The organism is Pseudomonas sp. H1_F01 (assembly GCF_054681425.1).
In genome coordinates this window covers 3,656,525-3,672,765 of sequence record NZ_CP162823.1, presented here as the reverse complement: position 1 = coordinate 3,672,765, position 16,241 = coordinate 3,656,525, and the positions used below count along the sequence as shown (strand labels likewise).

18 protein-coding genes are annotated in these 16,241 nt (G+C 62.3%); 6 read left to right on the top strand and 12 right to left on the bottom strand.

Features of this window, described 5'->3' with window-relative positions:
- Nucleotides 1-36 precede the first annotated feature (36 nt).
- On the bottom strand, nucleotides 37-1,605 hold the full coding sequence (locus AB4O09_RS16810; protein ID WP_258637744.1) for a sensor domain-containing diguanylate cyclase: 1,569 nt from the start codon (nucleotides 1,603-1,605) through the stop codon (nucleotides 37-39).
- A 127-nt stretch (nucleotides 1,606-1,732) separates the two neighbouring features.
- Here AB4O09_RS16810 and AB4O09_RS16805 point away from each other — a divergent pair, with 127 nt between their 5' ends.
- Nucleotides 1,733-2,191, top strand: a complete 459-nt coding sequence (locus AB4O09_RS16805; RefSeq protein WP_003201516.1) for a metallophosphoesterase family protein — start codon at nucleotides 1,733-1,735, stop codon at nucleotides 2,189-2,191.
- A gap of 9 nt (nucleotides 2,192-2,200) precedes the next feature.
- Here AB4O09_RS16805 and AB4O09_RS16800 read toward each other — a convergent pair whose 3' ends face one another.
- From AB4O09_RS16800 to AB4O09_RS16790, 3 genes are read right to left on the bottom strand one after another with little or no spacing between them, the layout of a single operon-like run.
- A complete protein-coding gene (locus AB4O09_RS16800) occupies nucleotides 2,201-3,103 on the bottom strand; it encodes a sugar phosphate isomerase/epimerase family protein (RefSeq protein WP_003201518.1) in 903 nt (300 codons plus the stop codon).
- 42 nt (nucleotides 3,104-3,145) lie between these two features.
- Complete coding sequence (locus tag AB4O09_RS16795) at nucleotides 3,146-4,315, bottom strand: Gfo/Idh/MocA family protein (RefSeq protein ID WP_003201520.1); 1,170 nt, start codon at nucleotides 4,313-4,315, stop codon at nucleotides 3,146-3,148.
- An 18-nt stretch (nucleotides 4,316-4,333) separates the two neighbouring features.
- Nucleotides 4,334-5,257 carry a TIM barrel protein gene (locus AB4O09_RS16790; RefSeq protein ID WP_003201521.1) on the bottom strand — a complete coding sequence of 308 codons (924 nt, stop codon included), beginning with the start codon at nucleotides 5,255-5,257 and terminating at the stop codon, nucleotides 4,334-4,336.
- Between the two features lie 128 nt (nucleotides 5,258-5,385).
- Between AB4O09_RS16790 and AB4O09_RS16785 the strand changes: the two genes are divergently transcribed.
- The 4 genes from AB4O09_RS16785 (at nucleotide 5,386) to AB4O09_RS16770 (ending at nucleotide 7,981) form a co-directional block, all read left to right on the top strand.
- A complete protein-coding gene (locus AB4O09_RS16785; RefSeq protein ID WP_027911721.1) occupies nucleotides 5,386-6,441 on the top strand; it encodes a LacI family DNA-binding transcriptional regulator in 1,056 nt (351 codons plus the stop codon).
- 135 nt (nucleotides 6,442-6,576) lie between these two features.
- Nucleotides 6,577-7,143, top strand: coding sequence for a chalcone isomerase family protein (locus tag AB4O09_RS16780; protein WP_028237013.1), 567 nt, complete (start codon nucleotides 6,577-6,579; stop codon nucleotides 7,141-7,143).
- An 11-nt stretch (nucleotides 7,144-7,154) separates the two neighbouring features.
- Nucleotides 7,155-7,679: a DUF3833 domain-containing protein gene (locus tag AB4O09_RS16775; protein WP_013693274.1), complete on the top strand. Its 525-nt coding sequence runs from the start codon at nucleotides 7,155-7,157 to the stop codon at nucleotides 7,677-7,679.
- Nucleotides 7,676-7,981: a DUF6482 family protein gene (locus AB4O09_RS16770; RefSeq protein WP_003201529.1), complete on the top strand. Its 306-nt coding sequence runs from the start codon at nucleotides 7,676-7,678 to the stop codon at nucleotides 7,979-7,981. Before AB4O09_RS16775 ends, AB4O09_RS16770 begins: the two co-directional genes overlap by 4 nt.
- Nucleotides 7,982-8,002: 21 nt before the next feature.
- On the opposite strand, the gene AB4O09_RS16765 is transcribed toward AB4O09_RS16770, so the two are convergent.
- From AB4O09_RS16765 to AB4O09_RS16730, 8 genes are all read right to left on the bottom strand, one after another.
- The gene (locus AB4O09_RS16765) at nucleotides 8,003-8,491 is read right to left on the bottom strand and encodes a DUF2878 domain-containing protein (protein WP_013693275.1); all 489 of its coding nucleotides are present in this window, start codon (nucleotides 8,489-8,491) and stop codon (nucleotides 8,003-8,005) included.
- On the bottom strand, nucleotides 8,491-9,759 hold the full coding sequence (locus AB4O09_RS16760; RefSeq protein ID WP_013693276.1) for an SAM-dependent methyltransferase: 1,269 nt from the start codon (nucleotides 9,757-9,759) through the stop codon (nucleotides 8,491-8,493). Before AB4O09_RS16760 ends, AB4O09_RS16765 begins: the two co-directional genes overlap by 1 nt.
- Nucleotides 9,722-10,546 (bottom strand): DUF1365 domain-containing protein, encoded by an 825-nt coding sequence (locus AB4O09_RS16755; protein ID WP_027911763.1) that lies wholly within the window; start codon nucleotides 10,544-10,546, stop codon nucleotides 9,722-9,724. The genes AB4O09_RS16760 and AB4O09_RS16755 overlap by 38 nt, the downstream gene beginning before the upstream one ends.
- The gene (locus tag AB4O09_RS16750; protein ID WP_460107227.1) at nucleotides 10,543-11,790 is read right to left on the bottom strand and encodes an NAD(P)/FAD-dependent oxidoreductase; all 1,248 of its coding nucleotides are present in this window, start codon (nucleotides 11,788-11,790) and stop codon (nucleotides 10,543-10,545) included. Before AB4O09_RS16750 ends, AB4O09_RS16755 begins: the two co-directional genes overlap by 4 nt.
- A gap of 3 nt (nucleotides 11,791-11,793) precedes the next feature.
- Nucleotides 11,794-12,549 carry an SDR family NAD(P)-dependent oxidoreductase gene (locus AB4O09_RS16745; RefSeq protein ID WP_003201538.1) on the bottom strand — a complete coding sequence of 252 codons (756 nt, stop codon included), beginning with the start codon at nucleotides 12,547-12,549 and terminating at the stop codon, nucleotides 11,794-11,796.
- On the bottom strand, nucleotides 12,546-12,968 hold the full coding sequence (locus AB4O09_RS16740; RefSeq protein WP_003201541.1) for a nuclear transport factor 2 family protein: 423 nt from the start codon (nucleotides 12,966-12,968) through the stop codon (nucleotides 12,546-12,548). The genes AB4O09_RS16745 and AB4O09_RS16740 overlap by 4 nt, the downstream gene beginning before the upstream one ends.
- A 147-nt stretch (nucleotides 12,969-13,115) precedes the next feature.
- Nucleotides 13,116-14,192, bottom strand: coding sequence for an alkene reductase (locus AB4O09_RS16735; RefSeq protein WP_460107225.1), 1,077 nt, complete (start codon nucleotides 14,190-14,192; stop codon nucleotides 13,116-13,118).
- A gap of 51 nt (nucleotides 14,193-14,243) precedes the next feature.
- Nucleotides 14,244-15,083 carry a pirin family protein gene (locus AB4O09_RS16730; protein ID WP_039011885.1) on the bottom strand — a complete coding sequence of 280 codons (840 nt, stop codon included), beginning with the start codon at nucleotides 15,081-15,083 and terminating at the stop codon, nucleotides 14,244-14,246.
- Between the two features lie 121 nt (nucleotides 15,084-15,204).
- On the opposite strand from AB4O09_RS16730, the gene AB4O09_RS16725 reads away from it, so the two are divergent.
- Nucleotides 15,205-16,119: a LysR family transcriptional regulator gene (locus tag AB4O09_RS16725; RefSeq protein WP_003201547.1), complete on the top strand. Its 915-nt coding sequence runs from the start codon at nucleotides 15,205-15,207 to the stop codon at nucleotides 16,117-16,119.
- Nucleotides 16,120-16,241 lie beyond the last annotated feature (122 nt).

The following is a 16,241-nucleotide window of genomic DNA, read 5'->3' as shown; positions in this document are numbered from 1 at the left end:
CTCGATCTTGACCGATGCGCGGCGGTCCCGCGGAGTTCACCCAGGCGTCGAGTCGGCGCTGCACCAACGGTTGCGCCCGGTGTTCTTGGCCAGGTACAGGAAGGCGTCCGCCGCCTTGATCAGCATGGCCGGGGTTACGTCCTCGCCGCTCGGCTGGCTGGTGGTGATGCCCGCGCTGATGGTCACGATGCCCAAGGGATGATCGCCATGTTCAATGTTCATGGCCCTGACAGCTTCGAGGATTTGCTGCGCGACCTTGGCGGCACCCGTGCTGTCGGTGTTGGGCAGTAACACGGTGAACTCTTCACCGCCATACCGGACCGCCAGGTCGCCCGGCCTTTTGATGGTCTGCCTGACCGCGGAGGCAATCGCGCGCAGGCAGTCGTCGCCGGCAGCATGGCCGTATCTGTCGTTGAAACGCTTGAAGTAGTCGACGTCGAGCATGATCAACGCCAGGGAAGAACCCTGGCGCTTGGCCAGGCGAATCTCGTCGGCCAACGCGATGTCCAGCCGCCTGCGGTTGCCCAGCCCGGTCAGGCTGTCGGTCAGCGCCATGTCGCGCATGGTCTGGTGGGCGCTGCGGATCTGCTTTTCCATGGTCATCCGGTGGCGCAGCTGGCTCAGCACGATGAGCCCGAAGCCGACGAGGATCATGATCAGGAAAATCAGCACGAAGCTGGTCTTGAACAGGTCGCGCCGCCACGGAGCGATGATGGACTCGCGCGACAACCCGGCTTCCACCACCAACGGGTAGGTGGTCAGGGCTCGAAAGCCATACAGCCGCTCGGTATCGTCGACCACGGCCCTGGCCTCCGCGGTGCCCTGGTTCGACGTGGGCAGGTAGTTCTTGAAGATCACGCTGTTGACCAGGCTCTTGCCGATCACCGATTCGACGAAGGGACGCCGTACCAGGATGGTCCCGCTGCGTGTGGCCAGGACCAGCGCGCCCTTGTCGTCGATCTTGAAGTCGCCGTAGTAGTCGACGAAATAGCTGACCTTGACCGTTCCGAGCAGCACGCCGGCGAACGAGCCGTCGGGATTGTTCAAGCGACGGGACACCGGAATGATCAGGTCGTTGGTGGACCGGCTCTTGATCACTTCGCCGATGCGCACGCCCCGGTCCTCGTGGGTACGGTGATATTGGAAGTAGTCGCGGTCGGCGTTGTTCGCCGTTTCCGGAATGACTTCCTTGTCCGTTACCAGCCATTGGCCGTCCGGGCCATAGATAAACAGCCCATGCAGTTGCGGCATGATGGCGGCCTGTTGCACCAATAGCTTATGGATGCGCGCAACGTCCATGTTCTGCAGGCCATCGCCTTCCACCCGTTCACTGAGGGCGGCGGTGACCACATCCACTTGTCGGATGGTGTCTTCGGCGTGCTGGGCCGTCGCCCGTGCCAGGTTCGTCACCGAATCCTGGGCGGACGAAAAGGCCGCGCGATAATCCCGCCAGGTGCGCCAGCCTTCGACGGCCAGAAACGCGATGATGACCACCAGCATGAAACTCACGGTCAGGCGCAATGCCGCTCCAGCCCGTGCGCTCTGGGGAGAAAAGTCCTCATCAGTGTTTTCAATCTTTGGCTCTGGCCGTTTGCGTCCGAGCATCAACATTTCCTTTTACGACGGGTCTGCGCATTATTGATGCGCAGCCTATCTTATTCGATTTCAGCACGTTAGCTCGCTACGACGAAGCAGGTACAACCGGCGATACACGATTGGGGAGAAAGATTTCATGAAAGTTGGCGTCATTTCCGACACCCACGGTCTGCTCCGCCCGCAAGCGCTGACAGCATTGCAAGGGTGTGAGCGGATCATCCATGCCGGTGACATAGGTGGCCCCGAGATTCTGGATCAATTGGCGTCGATTGCGCCATTGCACGTGGTGCGCGGCAATAACGACCTGGGGGCCGATTGGGCTGGGCCGCTTGCTGACCGCCTGCAATTCGACCTGTGTGGATGGCAGGTATTGCTGGTTCACGACATCGCCGATGTACAGGACTCGCTGGACCCGGGCGTGAAGTGGGTGATCAGCGGCCATTCCCACAAACCGGGCATCGAATGGCGTGGCGACCGGCTGTACCTGAACCCTGGCAGCGCCGGCCGGCGGCGGTTCACGCTGCCGGTGACGCTGGCGTTGGTCGAGGTGAGCGCTAGTGCGATCGAGCCGCAGCTGGTCCGGTTGTTGGAATAATGAACACGCTTACTTGAAGTATTTGTCGACGTAGGACTGGATTTCCTTGCGCATGAAGCGCCCGGACTCATCCGCCCGTTCTTCCCAGCCGAACACGCAAGCGGTGACGATGCCGTCGAAGCCGGTCTTGGCCAGTTCACTGAAGAACAGGTCCCAGTCGATCTCGCCCTGGTGCATGTCCATGTGCTGGTGGACGGTGACCTTGGCGCCGGGCGGGTTGACGATGTAGCGCAGGCCGGACGAGGCTTTGTGGTTGTAGGTGTCGGCGATGTGGACATGGGCGATCATCGACCCGGCCTCGGCGATCATGGCTTTCATGTCATCGCCGAAATAGAAGGTGTGCGGCGTGCAATAGAGGAACTTGACGTTGTCCGAGCCGAGGGTCTTGAGCATGTCGAGGGCCGGGTGCAGGGTCTCGCACCAGTCCTCCGGGTGAGGCTCGACGTTCAGCGTGACGCCTTCCGCTTCCAGGATCGGCACCAGTTCTTCCATCGAACGCCACCAGGCCGCTTCGCTTGACTCGTGGCTGTGCACGCCACCGCAGCAACTGACTTTATGCCCGCGATCAGGCGACGGCCCACGGCCAAACTCCGAGTTCATGGTGGTGCAACCCATTTCCACGGCGATCTGGATGGCTTCCTTCCAATAGTTCACCGCCGCCCGGCGTTCGTCTTCGTGGGGGCTGGCCCAGCGATACATCGGCAGTAGCGAGGCCAGTTGCAGATCGTGGTCGCGCAGGGCTTTCTTGAATTCGGCGATGCGTTCCTTGTGGGCGCGGGGGCGTACCCACCAGGGCAGGAAATCTTCCCGTGGCGACAGTTCGAGGTATTCGAAACCGAGCTCGGCGGTCTTGCGGCACAAGTCCGGCAGACTCAAGTGGCGGTGCATGTAGGGGTCGAGGGCGATTTTCATTGTTGTTCTCCGTTAAGTAATGCTCATTACCGTGGCGAGGGGTCAATAGGCGACCCAGGTTGAATCCAGGTTGGCTGATTCCACACAGCGTTCGACCCAGCGCACGCCTTCCACGCCGGCATCGATGTCGGGGTAGCGCAGGGCCGCCAGTGCCTCGCTGTCGCCACGGTTCGCCGCATCCATGGCCAGGGCGAAGCGGCGATAGAGATTGGACCAGGCTTCGAACAGCCCTTCGGGGTGGCCGCCACCGATGCGGTCGTCCTGCAGCGCGTCGGCGTGCAGGTAGCCCATGCCGCGCTCCAGGATCTGCGCGGGCTGGCCCTGGATCTCGAAGCTCAGTTGGTTGGGCCGCTCGTCCCACCATTCAAGGCTGGCCCGGGAGCCGATCACGCGGATTTTCTGCCCGTGCATGGAACCGGCATTCACGGCGCTGGACCAGACCATGCCCATGGCGCCGCCTTCGTATTCCATCAAGGTGTAGGCGTTGTCTTCCAACGGGGCGCGGCTGGCGACGAAGCTTTGTCGGCTGCACATCAAGCGTTTGATCTTGAGATCGGGCAGCATCACCTTGGACAAATACAACGGGTGCGTGCCGACATCCCCCAGCACGTAGCTGGGCCCGGCCTGGCGCGGATCGACGCGCCACTGGGTGGCCTGGTTCTGCGCCTCCACCGGTGCGCTGTGAAAACCATGGGCAAACTGCATGTGCACCATGCGGATCTCGCCCAGTGCCTGCGCCGCGATCATCGCCCGGGCCTGTTCGATCAACTGGTGCCCGGCATAGCCGTAGGTCAAGCCAACGATGCGTCCCTTGGCTTGCGCCAGGGTGCGCAGCGCCTCGGCCTGCTCGAGGGTAAAGCACAGCGGTTTCTCGCAGACCACATGCAGCCCGGCTTCCAGGGCGGCCCGGGTGATGGCGTAGTGGGTGCCATTGGGCGTGGCGATCGACACCGCTTCAATCCCATCGGGACGTTGTGCTTCCAGCTCGAACAGGCTGAGGTAGTCCGAATAGCAGCGCTGGGGCTCGATACCCAGTTGCTCACCAAAGGCTTGGCCGCGTGCAGGGTCGATATCCAGCGCCGCGGCGACCAACTCGAAATTCCGGTCGCGCAGGGCGGCCGAGCGGTGGATGTAGCCGATCTGGCTGTGCTCGCCGCCACCGACCATGGCCCAACGGATGGGCCGCGTGATTGTTTTGCTGCCGTTGATCATGACGTTGTCCTTGTGTGATCAGAAACCGATGCGGGCCAGGTAGGCGCGGCTGGCGGCCACGTCGTCGAGGCTACTCCCGGCGTTGCGCGGGTCACGCTCCTGTTCGACGGTGATGCAGCCCACATAACCCAGTTCATGCACCAGGCTGTGCAGCGCCGGGTAATCGATGACGCCGCGCCCTATGGGGCACATCACGCCCCGGGCGCAGGCGGCGAAGAAGCGAATGTGTTCGTTCAGCACCTGGTCGAACACCACCGGGTCGATGTCCTTGAAGTGCAGGTAGTCCAGGCGATGGGCGTAGGTGCGCAGCGACGCGACCGGGTCCATGCCCGCGTAATAGAGATGCCCGGTGTCCAGGCACAGCCCGGCGACCTCATCGGGAATGTCGTCCACCAGGCGCGCCAACTCGTCGGCGAACTCGATGTAGCCACCGGCGTGGGGATGGATGACGGCGCGGATGCCGTATTGATGCCAGGCGATGTCGGCGATGGCGCGGATGTGCGCCATCATTGTGTTCCAGCGTGCATCGTCCAGGCGCGGGGCGCGGTCCGAGTGACCGGCTGCGTAGTCGCGTGCCTCGTGGCCCCAGTCGATGATCACCAGGTAGGGCCCGGCGAAGCGTTGGCCGAGCTGTTTTTCCATGGGGGGCAACTGCTTGAGCAGCGTGCAGATGTCGTGGGCCTGGCGCAGCAGTTCAGGCAGGTTGGCGGGGTTGACCAAGTCGTCGAAAATCGTCCCGGCAACCACGTGCAGGCCATGTTCGGACAAGGCCGGGCCTACGCCTTCGGCGTCCAGGGGCAAGTAACCATAGGGCCCCAGTTCAATGCCGCGGTAACCGGCCTCGGCCGCTTCTCTGAGCACGCGAGGCCAGGGTGGCAGAAAAGGATTCTTGACGTCGTCGACGCCCCAACAGCAGGGCGCTGTACAGATGTGAATGGCCATGGAAGCACTCCGGCTGTGTTTATTGTTATGGGCTGGACCTGATGCTATTGCGTTGCCGGGGAGGGGGCCATGGGGGGTTGGCTTAATCTGTCAAAACCCCTCATGATGCCTGGCGGAGGTGTCAAAACATGTCAGAAAAGCCACGCCGAATGCTTCGCCCCACCATGGCTGATGTCGCCCGGGAAGCCGGGGTCAGCCTGTCGACCGTCGACCGGGTGCTGAACCTGCGCGCCGACGTGCGCGCCGACACGGCCCAACGCATTGCCGCGGCGGCCGCGCGGTTGGGGTTCCATGCCAAGGGCGTTATCGAACAGCGGGTGCTCAACGACCGCCCGACCTTGCGGCTTGGCTTCCTGTTGCAGAAAAGTGGTGTGCCTTTTTACCAAGGGCTTGCCCACGCGTTGTCGAACGCTGCCGCGACCTGCACGCGAGCACGGATCCGCGTGGTCATCGGCTATTTGGACGACCTCGACCCGGTCATCGTGGCGCAACGCATCCTGGCCCTGCGCGATCAAGTGGACGGGCTGGGCGTGGTGGCGGTGGATCATCCCCGGGTCCGGGAGGCGGTTGCGCAATTGCGCGAGACAGGTGTTTCGGTGGTGGCGCTGCTGTCGGAGCTGTCCAGCGCCAGCGGCACGGGGTATGTCGGGTTGGACAATCGACTCACGGGCCGCACGGCAGGCTGGTTCATCAGCCGTCTGGCGAGGCAGCCCGGGGCGGCGGCCGTCATGCTCAGCAGCCAGCGTTTCCAGTGCCAGGAATTGTGTGAGCTGAGCTTTCGCAGTTATCTGGCCGAGCACTCCAGCGAATGGGAGCTGCTCGCGTCGCGCTTGACGCTGGAGGACGATGAGTTCGCGTATGGCAACACGCTGGACTTGCTCACCGCAGAGCCTGACCTGGTAGGGCTTTATGTGGCCGGTGGTGGCATCGCCGGCGTGTTGCGGGCCTTGCGCAGCCTCCAGGAACAGCAGATTCGCTTACCCGTAGTGGTGTGCCACGACCTGACGCCGTTGACACGCGAAGCGTTGAAGACGGGGCTGGTCCAGGCGGTACTTTCTCATCCCGTCGTGACCATGGCCGAACAGGCAGTCGAAGCCCTGGTGGAAGCGGCGACTGCCACGTCGCCAGGCCCGGCGCCGAGGCGGGTGGTGTCGCTTCAGATTGATGTATCGGAAAGCGTATAGCGGAACATTCGATCCGGTTTATTCATTCTGCGAAATGAGCATCGTGACCACTAAGCGATGTCTTCTCGAAAAGCTGTACAAATCTATATTCCTGTACAACTATAAAGGCTCCCTTGATAAACGGGTAACGCCTTCATGGCCCGGTCGTTCGCGCTCAGGAAAAGCCTGGTCGCCATAGCGCTTTGCATGTTTACGCTTTATTGCCCCCAAGCCTTGTCGGACTGGCGCGGCGTATTGCCAGGCGCGCGCCTGGTCGGGCAAGCCGATTTCGACTGGTATGGGTTCGACCTCTATCAGGCCAGGCTCTGGAGTGCGGCCGCTGCGCCAAGCCTGGAAACGGCGTTTGCCCTGGAACTCAATTACCGACGCGCCATCGACAAAGAGTCTTTGGTCGAAACGAGCCTGAAGGAAATGCAGCGCCTCAACGGTGCGCCCCTGGACGCCAAGCGCCGGGACGAATGGGCCGCTCAAATGCGCCGTGCCTTTATTGATGTGAAGCCTGGAAGTCGTATCACCGGTCTGTACCTGCCGGGGCAGGGCTGTCGTTTCTATGTGGGTGAAAAACTGTCTCTGGCGGTCACGGACCCACTATTCGCCCGGGCATTTTTTGCCATCTGGCTCGATCCTCGAACTCAGGAGCCTATCCTTAGAAATCAATTACTTGGAATCAAAACCTCACGTGATGGGAGAGATAATCAGTGAGACATTTTCTGATGGCATTGCTGCTGATACTGGGCCTGACCAGTTGCGGGAATGTGAATGTCGAACGTTATGCCGACCAGCAACCCCGACTGGATCTGGAGCGCTTCTTCAGCCAACCCGTCAAGGCCTGGGGGATCTATCAAAAGCGCTCGGGCGAAGTGATCAAGCGCTTTGAGGTGGACATTTCCAGCCGTCACGAGGGAGAGCACCTGATCCTCGATGAGCGCTTTCTCTATAGCGACGGCAGCCGTCAGCGACGGGTCTGGACGCTGACTCCCGAGGGACCCGGCCTGTGGCGTGGTCGCGCTGACGATGTGATCGGCCTGGCGCGAGGAGAAGTGGCCGGCAATGCGCTGCGCTGGCGTTATCGGTTGAACCTGCCGGTCGATGGCTCGACCTACGAGGTGGAGTTTGATGACTGGATGTACCTGATGGATGAGGACACGCTGATCAATCGCTCCAGCATGAGCAAGCTGGGTGTCGAATTGGGGCAGGTGACCCTGTTTTTCCGTCGTCAGGCCGTGAGCTCGCCATGAACTTGCAGGCGCTTACCGAGTTGGCTGTCGACGGGCGGATCCATGAACTGGAGTTGTTGTCGCTGGAGGGTGGCATCTACGTGTTGCGCGCCCGACTGGACGGTGGCCTGCGTACGTTGCTCGATGAGTCGGGAAAGACGTTGCATATACGTTCCACCACTCATTTGCGTGAGCTGCTGCGTTTCGTCCCGCGGCTGCCTTGCACGCTGGTGCAACAGGTTGTCCATGATGAGATGTGCGGCCAGCGCGAGGGGCCGATCGAGCCCTTGCGCATGCCGCTTTTCCTCGACGAGCCCTGGTAGCGACGGCGTTCCGGGGCCCGCTCAGTTCGGCTCGGCCAGGCGCAGCGCCAGGGGAAGCCATAACGCCCAGAGCGGTGCCAGGAACAGGGCGGTGCCAACGACTCCCAGTGGCAAGGCGACGCCCGCCAGTGGCGCCCCCACGCAATAAGCCAGCGGGCCACCGACCAAGCCCAGCAATACACCACGCCATACCGGCCGCATGGCCCAGGCCAGGCTATGACGCAGGCCTGTGGCAAACACCAGCCAGAGCAGTGCCAGCCAGAGCGGCAGCGGGGTTTGCTTGAATATGAACAAGCCCTGCGTACCCAGGCTCCAGTCCAGCAGCATGCCACTGAGCCCGACACGCATCACCGCAAACATCTCTGCCCGGGGAGCAGGACACAGCCACAGGTGGGCCAGCAATCCGATGACCACCAGCAACAGCCACCACGGATCCTGTGCCCCGAGCACACAGCCCCACCAACCCAGTTGCAACCAGAGGGCATTGACGATCAGGCCGCTGCGGCTCATCACGTATCCTGGTACTCCAGCAGGGCGGGTCGACGGGCGCCGGGCCCGGCGAAGAGCAGTTGGGCCACGCCGATGGCACGCTCGATGAATCCACCTTCGCAGTAACACAGGTAGAACTCCCACAGGCGCTGGAAGGTTTCGTCGTAGCCCAGCTGCGCCAATGCCTGGTGCGATTGGCGAAAGTTGTCGTGCCAGTGCCGTAGTGTGCGGGCGTAGTGCGCCCCGAAATCCTCGAGATGCAGGAGGTTGAGCGGCGTCTGGGTGCTGGCAGTCTTCAGCAGGATCGACAGTGACGGTAACGCGCCACCGGGAAAAACATGGCGCTGGATAAAGTCCACCGAGCGTCGGGCCTGCTCATAACGCTGGTCGCGGATCGTGATCGATTGCAGCAGCATCAGCCCGTCGTCCTTGAGCAGCGCGGCGCAGCGCCGGAAGTACTCGGGCAGATAGCGATGCCCGACGGCTTCGATCATTTCAATGGACACCAGCTTGTCGTAGCGCCCTTGCAAGTCTCGGTAGTCCTTGCGCAACACTTGAACCTGCTGTTGCAAGCCCAATTCTTCGACACGTCGACAAGTGTGGGTGTATTGCTCCAGGGACAGTGTGGTGGTGGTCACCTTGCAGCCATAATGGCTGGCTGCGTAGATGGCGAGGCTGCCCCAGCCCGTGCCGATTTCCAGCAAATGGTCGCCGGGGCGCAGGTCGAGTTTTCGGCAGATACGGGCGAGCTTGTTGAGCTGGGCCTCTTCCAGGCTCTGTTCCGGGCTTTCGAACAGGGCGGCTGAATACATCATGGTGGGATCGAGCAGGCGCTCGAACAGAGCATTGCCCAAGTCGTAATGGGCAATGATATTGCGCCGCGAGCCCCGTCGACTGTTGCGGTTGAGCCAGTGCAGCCAGCGCAACAACGGGCGACCGACGCGCGCCAGGCCGCTGTCCATGGCGTCGAGCACATCCAGGTTGGCAACGAACAGGCGCGTCACAGCCGTCAGGTCGCCGCTGCGCCAATAGCCGTGGACATAAGCCTCGCCAGCGCCGATGGAGCCGTTGCAGGCAACCATGCCCCAGACCGCGTCGTCGAGGATCTCGAGCTCGGCCATCAAGGGGCTGGCCAGGTCACCGAAGCTCAATGGCTCGCCATTGAGTAGCAGCCGCAGGTGGCCATGACGCAGGCGGCGCAACTGACCCAGCACGGCTTGCTTGAATAAGCCTCCGTTAAAGAGGTCGCAACTACCTGCCTTGGTAGCGCTCAGGGTCGGTTCGGGCATGATTGGGATCCTTGTGAGCGGTTTGACCCAGACTCAGGCCGTCTTCGCTGGCCTGATGGGCGTAGAGGGGCGTGCGTTTGAAAAGCAGGCGCAGGGCCTGCCAGTAAATGGCGCTTACGGTGCGCAGGCTCATCCAGGGGAAGGCCAGGACATGTCGGCGCAGCGAGGAGGCGTCGAGGGGGTGGCGCTTGAGCGCCAGGTCGGCCTCGAACACCTTGTGGCCTTCGCGCCAGTTCTCCATGCGTATGCGGATGTGCGTGTCCTGGACCAGGAACCCCATGTGATAGTCCATATCCCGAGGCAGGAATGGCGATACGTGAAACGCCTTGGCCACCCTGAAGGCACAGGGTTCGCCAGCAGGCACCGGCAATACATAGTGATAGCGCTCGCGCCATGGGGTGTTGCGCACTTCACATAGGATCGCCGCCAGGCGCCCGTTGGCTTCATGGCAGAAATAGAAACTAACCGGGTTGAACGACAGGCCCCAACTGCGCGGTTGAGTCAGCAGGTGAATCGCCCCTTGGGGAGCGGCACCCAGGGCTTCATCGAGGATCTGGCGCACGGCATCGACCAGAGAAACCCCAAGGCGGGTGTGCGATGGCAGGTAGTCGCGCTCGCGCCAGCACAGGGGGGCCCAGGACCAGGGCCGCAGCAGGCGCGACAACCCCAGCATGTGTTCCTGTTCGGCGAGGTCCACGTAAAGCATGCCGATCCGATAGCGGAAGGCATGGATTCGCGGCGTATGGCGCCGATGATCAATCCAGCCGCGACACACACTGCTGTTCAAAGCTGTTCTCCGAAATGCTTCGCCACGTCGAGCGCACTGACCACGCCATCCTCATGGAAGCCGTTGGCCCAGTAGGCGCCGCAGAAATAGCTGTGCTGATGCCCTTGCAGATCACCTTGTCGGCCCTGGGCGGTAATGGCGGCGAGGCTGTACTGAGGGTGCGCATAATCGAAGCGCGCAAGCACCTTGACCGGGTCGACCGCGTCGCCCTGGTTGAGGCTTACGCAGAAGGTCACCGGGGCGTCCAGGCCCTGGAGCAGGTTCATGTTGTAGGTCACCGCGGCAGGTGCCTGCGCAGGGCCACCGAGGCGATAGTTCCAGCTCGCCCAGGCCTGGGGGCGTTGGGGAAGCAGGCGGGTGTCGGTGTGCAGCAGCACTTCATTGCTGGCGTAGGTCAGGGCGCCGAGTACTTCACGCTCTGCCATGCTTGGCGCCTCGAGCAGGGCGAGGGCCTGGTCGCTGTGGCAGGCGAACACCACCTTATCGAAATGCTCGGTGCCGGCGCTGCTGGTCACGCTTACCCCGGCAACGTTGCGACTGACACACTGCACTGGGCAATTGAGCCGGATATGTTCGCGAAAGGCTGCACACAAAGGCTCGATGTAGCCACGTGAGCCGCCCGCGATCACGCGCCATTGAGGGCGCTGATTGACCGACATGAGGCCGTGGTTGTGGCAAAAGCGCACAAAGAACTCGAGCGGGAACTCCAGCATCCCGGCGGGCGACATCGACCAGATTGCTGCGCCCATGGGGACGATGTAGTGATCGATGAAACGTTGGCTATACCCTTGGCTGTGCAGGTAGTCGCCGAGCCGGGCGCTGCTATCGATGCGCTGCGCCTGCAGGTCGGCGGTGGCCTGCCGATTGAACCTGAGTATGTCCCACAGCATGCCCCAGAACCCGGGTGAAAACAGATTGCCACGGCGGGCGAACAGGCTGCGCAGGGTGTGGCCCTTATACTCCTGGCCGGTGGCCGGATCATGCACGGAGAAGCTCATTTCAGTAGGGCGAGACGCGACGCCCAACTGGTCCAGCAGACGGATGAAATTCGGGTAGGTCCAGTCGTTGTACACAATGAAGCCTGTGTCTACGCCATAGCGCTGCCCCTGCCAATCGACATCCACGGTGTGGGTGTGGCCACCTATCCTGTCGTCGGCCTCGAACAGGGTAATCTGGTGCCTGCGGGCCAACAGGTAAGCACATGTCAGCCCGGAAATGCCGCTGCCGATGATCGCGATGCGCATGCTTCATGACTCCTTGGAAGGGCGTGCCAGGCGTTGGCCAAGGGCCAGACGCCAGCGGGCAGGCAAATGCCCGAGCAGGCGCAGGACCAGCGTGAAGGACCACGGAAACGCAATGTCTAGCGGGCGCGCCGGCAGGCGTCGCGCGATATGGCGGGCCGCTCGTTGCGCCGACCAGCGCATGGGCATGGGGAAGTCGTTGCGTCGGGTCAGTGGCGTGTCGACGAAGCCGGGACTGACCAGGGTGACATCGATACCCTCGGCGGCCAGGTCGATGCGCAAGGATTCGATCAGATAACGCAACGCGGCTTTGGACGCACCGTAGGCGCCGGCGCGAGGCAGGGCCAGCCAGGTGACCGCACTGCTCACCGCCACCAGATGTGGACGCTGGCCCCGGCGCAGCAAGGGCAGGGCGGCCTCCAGGCAATGGCAAGTACCCAGCAGGTTGGTGTTGATGAGTCGTTCGACCAGGCGGGTGTCGAAGTGGTCCGGCTCCAGGTATTCGCAGGTGCCGGCATTGAGGATTACCAGGTCGAGCGCCCCCCAATGAAGGTCAATCTGCTGGCAGATCGTGGCGACCTGGTGCGGGTCGGTCAGGTCGCCCGGTAGCACCAATATCTGGTCTTGATAGCGTGTGGCCAACGTCTCCAGGGGGTGGGTCCGGCGCGCACTCACAGCCAGGTGATGCCCCTGTTCCAGAAGGACTGCCGCCAATGCCGCGCCAATGCCGCTGCTGGCGCCGGTCAGCCAGACACGGCTCATGCCAACCTCCGCTTGAGCCAGCGAATCACCGATCCAAACAGCGGCAGATGTTCGTAGAGCAGGGCGCCTGCGTCGAAAAAGTCTTGGTGCAGGTAGACTCGATCATTCCAACGCAGATAGCTGCAGCCTTGCAGCGCGATGGGTGCTCCTTGCGCCAGGCGAGGATGACTGAAATGCAGGGTCCAGCGCAGATAGCCCTCTCCGGCACCGACTTCATCGAAGGCGTGGAAGTCATAGCGCAGGTTGCTGACGTTGGCGTACAACTGGGCAAAGTAAGTGCGCAGGGCCGACAGGCCTTCGATCCGGTGCAGAGGGTCTTGGAACTGTATGTCGGCGCTGTAGAGCTCATCGAGCTCAGCCAGGCGACTGGCGTCCAGCTCGGCGAAAGCGTGGGCGAAACGCTGGAGGTAGACGGACATGCATAGGCTCCGATTGTTGTACAGGAAATAATTCCTGTACAAGTTTTCAGAAGCCTACTGCACGCCTTGTACAAATTAAAGTGTTTTGTACAAGTAATTTCGCTGTTTTGTATAATGCATAGCGAGACGCGCGCTGGACGCTGGGCCTCAGGCCTCGGTCAGGGTCGGATAGTCGGTATAACCGCGCTCGTCGCCCTGGTAGAACGTCGATGCATCAGGGGTGTTCAGCGCCTGGCCTCGTTTGAAACGTTCCACCAGGTCCGGGTTTGCCAAAAACGGCGTGCCGAATGCCACCAGGTCAGCTTCTCTACGGCTGATAGCAGTGGCGGCGCGTTCGGCGCTGTAGCCGCCATTGGCAATGTACGTCCCACCGAAGCGACGCTTGAGTTCCAGGAAGTCGAACGGGCCTTCGCCCAATTCCACGATGTGCAGGTAAGCCAGGCCGTAGCGGCTGAGCATTCTGGCCGTGTAGTCGAAAGTCGCCTGCGGGTTGCTGTCGCTCATCGAGAAGTAGCTGAAGATCGGCGACAGGCGAACGCCGACACGGCTGGCGCCGAAGACTTCGATCACCGACTCGACCACTTCCTTGAGGAAGCGCGCGCGGTTCTCGATCGAGCCGCCGTAGGCATCGGTACGTTGGTTGGTGCCGTCACGCAGGAACTGGTCGATCAAGTAGCCGTTGGCGCCATGAATCTCCACACCGTCAAAGCCGGCCAGCTTCGCGTTGGCCGCGGCCTGGCGGAAGTCGGCGACCACGCCGGGGATTTCATCGAGCGCCAGGGCCCGTGGCAGTTCATAGGGCTTGAGCCCTTCGGGGGTGTAGATCTCGCCATCGGCCTTGATTGCCGAGGGGGCTACGGGTTGGGCGCCGTTGACCTGCACCAATGGATGGGAAAGACGGCCCACGTGCCAGAGCTGCAAGAAGATCTGCCCGCCCTCGGCATGGACCGCGTCGGTCACCTGTTTCCAGCCGGTGATCTGCTCAGGAGTAAAGATCCCTGGCGTTCTCAGGTAACCCTTGCCCTGGGCCGACACCTGGGAGCCTTCGCTGATGATCAGGCCGGCGCTGGCCCGTTGGCTGTAGTACTCGGCCATCAGGGGCGTGGCTGCATCGCCAGCGCCCGCGCGGCTGCGGGTCATCGGTGCCATTATCATGCGGTTGTTCAGGGACAGCTTGCCGACTTGAGTGCGGGACAACAGAAGATCGAGACCGATGTCAGTCATGATTCACCTCTAAGGGATCGGGTAGGAATTAGGGGTTGAGTCGAGGGTCGGTCAGGCCAACCGACCCTCTTGTTGCAAAAGGGCGCCGATGCGCTGGATTTCTTTCTCGCCTTTTTCCAGGGCGGCCTCGCTGGTGTGCACCGAGTAGTAGCCCATCACCAGGTCGTGGGGATGCTTGACCGCCGAACCGAGTACGAAGGAGGTCGCGCCTCGGGCAACGATGTCGATGGCCTCTCCGGACGCTTCGAATACCACCATTTCTCCAGCATTGACGTGGCCGCCAGCATCGAGACTGCCGTCGTTGACCGCCAGCCAGGCGACGGTGTGCCCGGCCGGTGGCGTGTAGCGCCAGTGCTCGTTGTCCTGCAACTGCACGGCGAGGTAATTCATGCCCGCTGGCGCCGCGACGCTGCTGCGGGCCGCGCCGTATTGGCCGAGCAATACCAGCGCCGGACCTTCACGGGGGATCTCGGAGGGGGCCAGGTAGACGCTGCTGGCCGGGGCATTTTCTTCCGCCGCCGGCAGCGCAACCCAGAGCTGGAAGCCTTGGATCGGCGAACCTGCGACCGGCCAGGCGGTGTGCCACACGCCGTTACCGGCTTGCATCCACTCCATGCCGCCGCTGGGCAGCGTGCCTGACTGGCCCGTGGTGTCTTCGTAGATCACTTGTCCCTCGATCATGTAGGTCAGCGTGGCGATCCCGGAATGAGGGTGCATGCCGAAACCTCTTTGCATGGCATCGGCGTTGAAGGCGAAGTGATCGAGAAACACGAATGGCTTGCAGAGCTGGCCCAGGTCGCCGGGGCTCATGAGCCGGGTGATCGGCCCATGGCTGCTGCCGGAGGTGCGGTGGACGATGGCGCGCGGCGGTGCTGCGACGGTGCTGTTCATGGGTTGCCTCCAAGTCTTGGGCGTTGGGCCTCGATGCGAGAAGGATAAGTGCCTGCCAATGGATTGATTAGCCGATACAATCGGATTGAACTCATCCATGAAACGAAGGAATGTGCGCGCCATGCTCGATCTCAACGATGTTGCGCTGTTCGTCCAGGTGGTCCGCAGCGGCAGCTTCGCCGAAGCTGCCAGGCGCCTGGGGATGCCTTCCAATACCGTCAGCCGACGGGTCCAGCAGTTGGAGGCGCAACTGGAATCGCGTCTTTTGCAGCGCTCGACCCGCAAACTCACGCTGACCCATGCGGGCCAGGGATTTTATGAACGCTGCGTGGATGCGGTGGACGGCCTGATGGATGCCGGACAGGAACTGATGATGGGCAGCGAGGAGCCCAGCGGCCTGGTGCGCATCGCGGCGATGGCGGATTTTTTCGATTTCTTCCCGATGGAATGGGTGGCCGACTTTTTAGCCGCACATCCGCGAGTGCAACTTGATTTCGTGCTCAGCGATGCCCGGGTCGATCTGATTGCCGACCGCATCGACGTTGCCTTTCGCGGCGGTCCCTTGCAGGACTCGGGGTATGTCGGTCGTCAATTGCTCAAGAACGACGGCGACGGCATGGTTGCCAGTCCCGCGTACATTGCCGCGCGCGGCACGCCGCTTTCGTTGCAGGACCTGGCTCACCACGACGGCGTGAGTTTCGGCCAACCCGGCGGCATGGCCCATTGGCGATTCGTTGGCCCGGACGGCATCGAGGAACAGGTGCAGATCGCCAGCCGATTCCACGCCAACACCGCCCAGGCGTTGCGCAGGGCGACCGTCGCGGGCCTGGGCATCGCCGTGTTGCCGGGGGCGCTGAGCAGCCTCGATCTGGAAGCCGGAAGGCTGGTGCGTGTGCTGCCGCAATACCGGCGCATCGGCTTCGGCCTGAATGTGCTCTATCCGAGCCGGCGGCAGTTGCCGCTGGCGGTTTCGGCGTTCATCGGGTTGGTGATGGAGAAACTGGAACTCAAAGCGTTTCCGGCGCGGATGCAGTGAACTAGTTAACGCGATCGATCGTTCTCACGCAGAACCAATGTGGGAACGATCATCACGCAATAGCCCATTTTTTTCCTTCCCAGCAACGATAAAAACCCTCGTTTCGCAAATCTCCCCCCGCC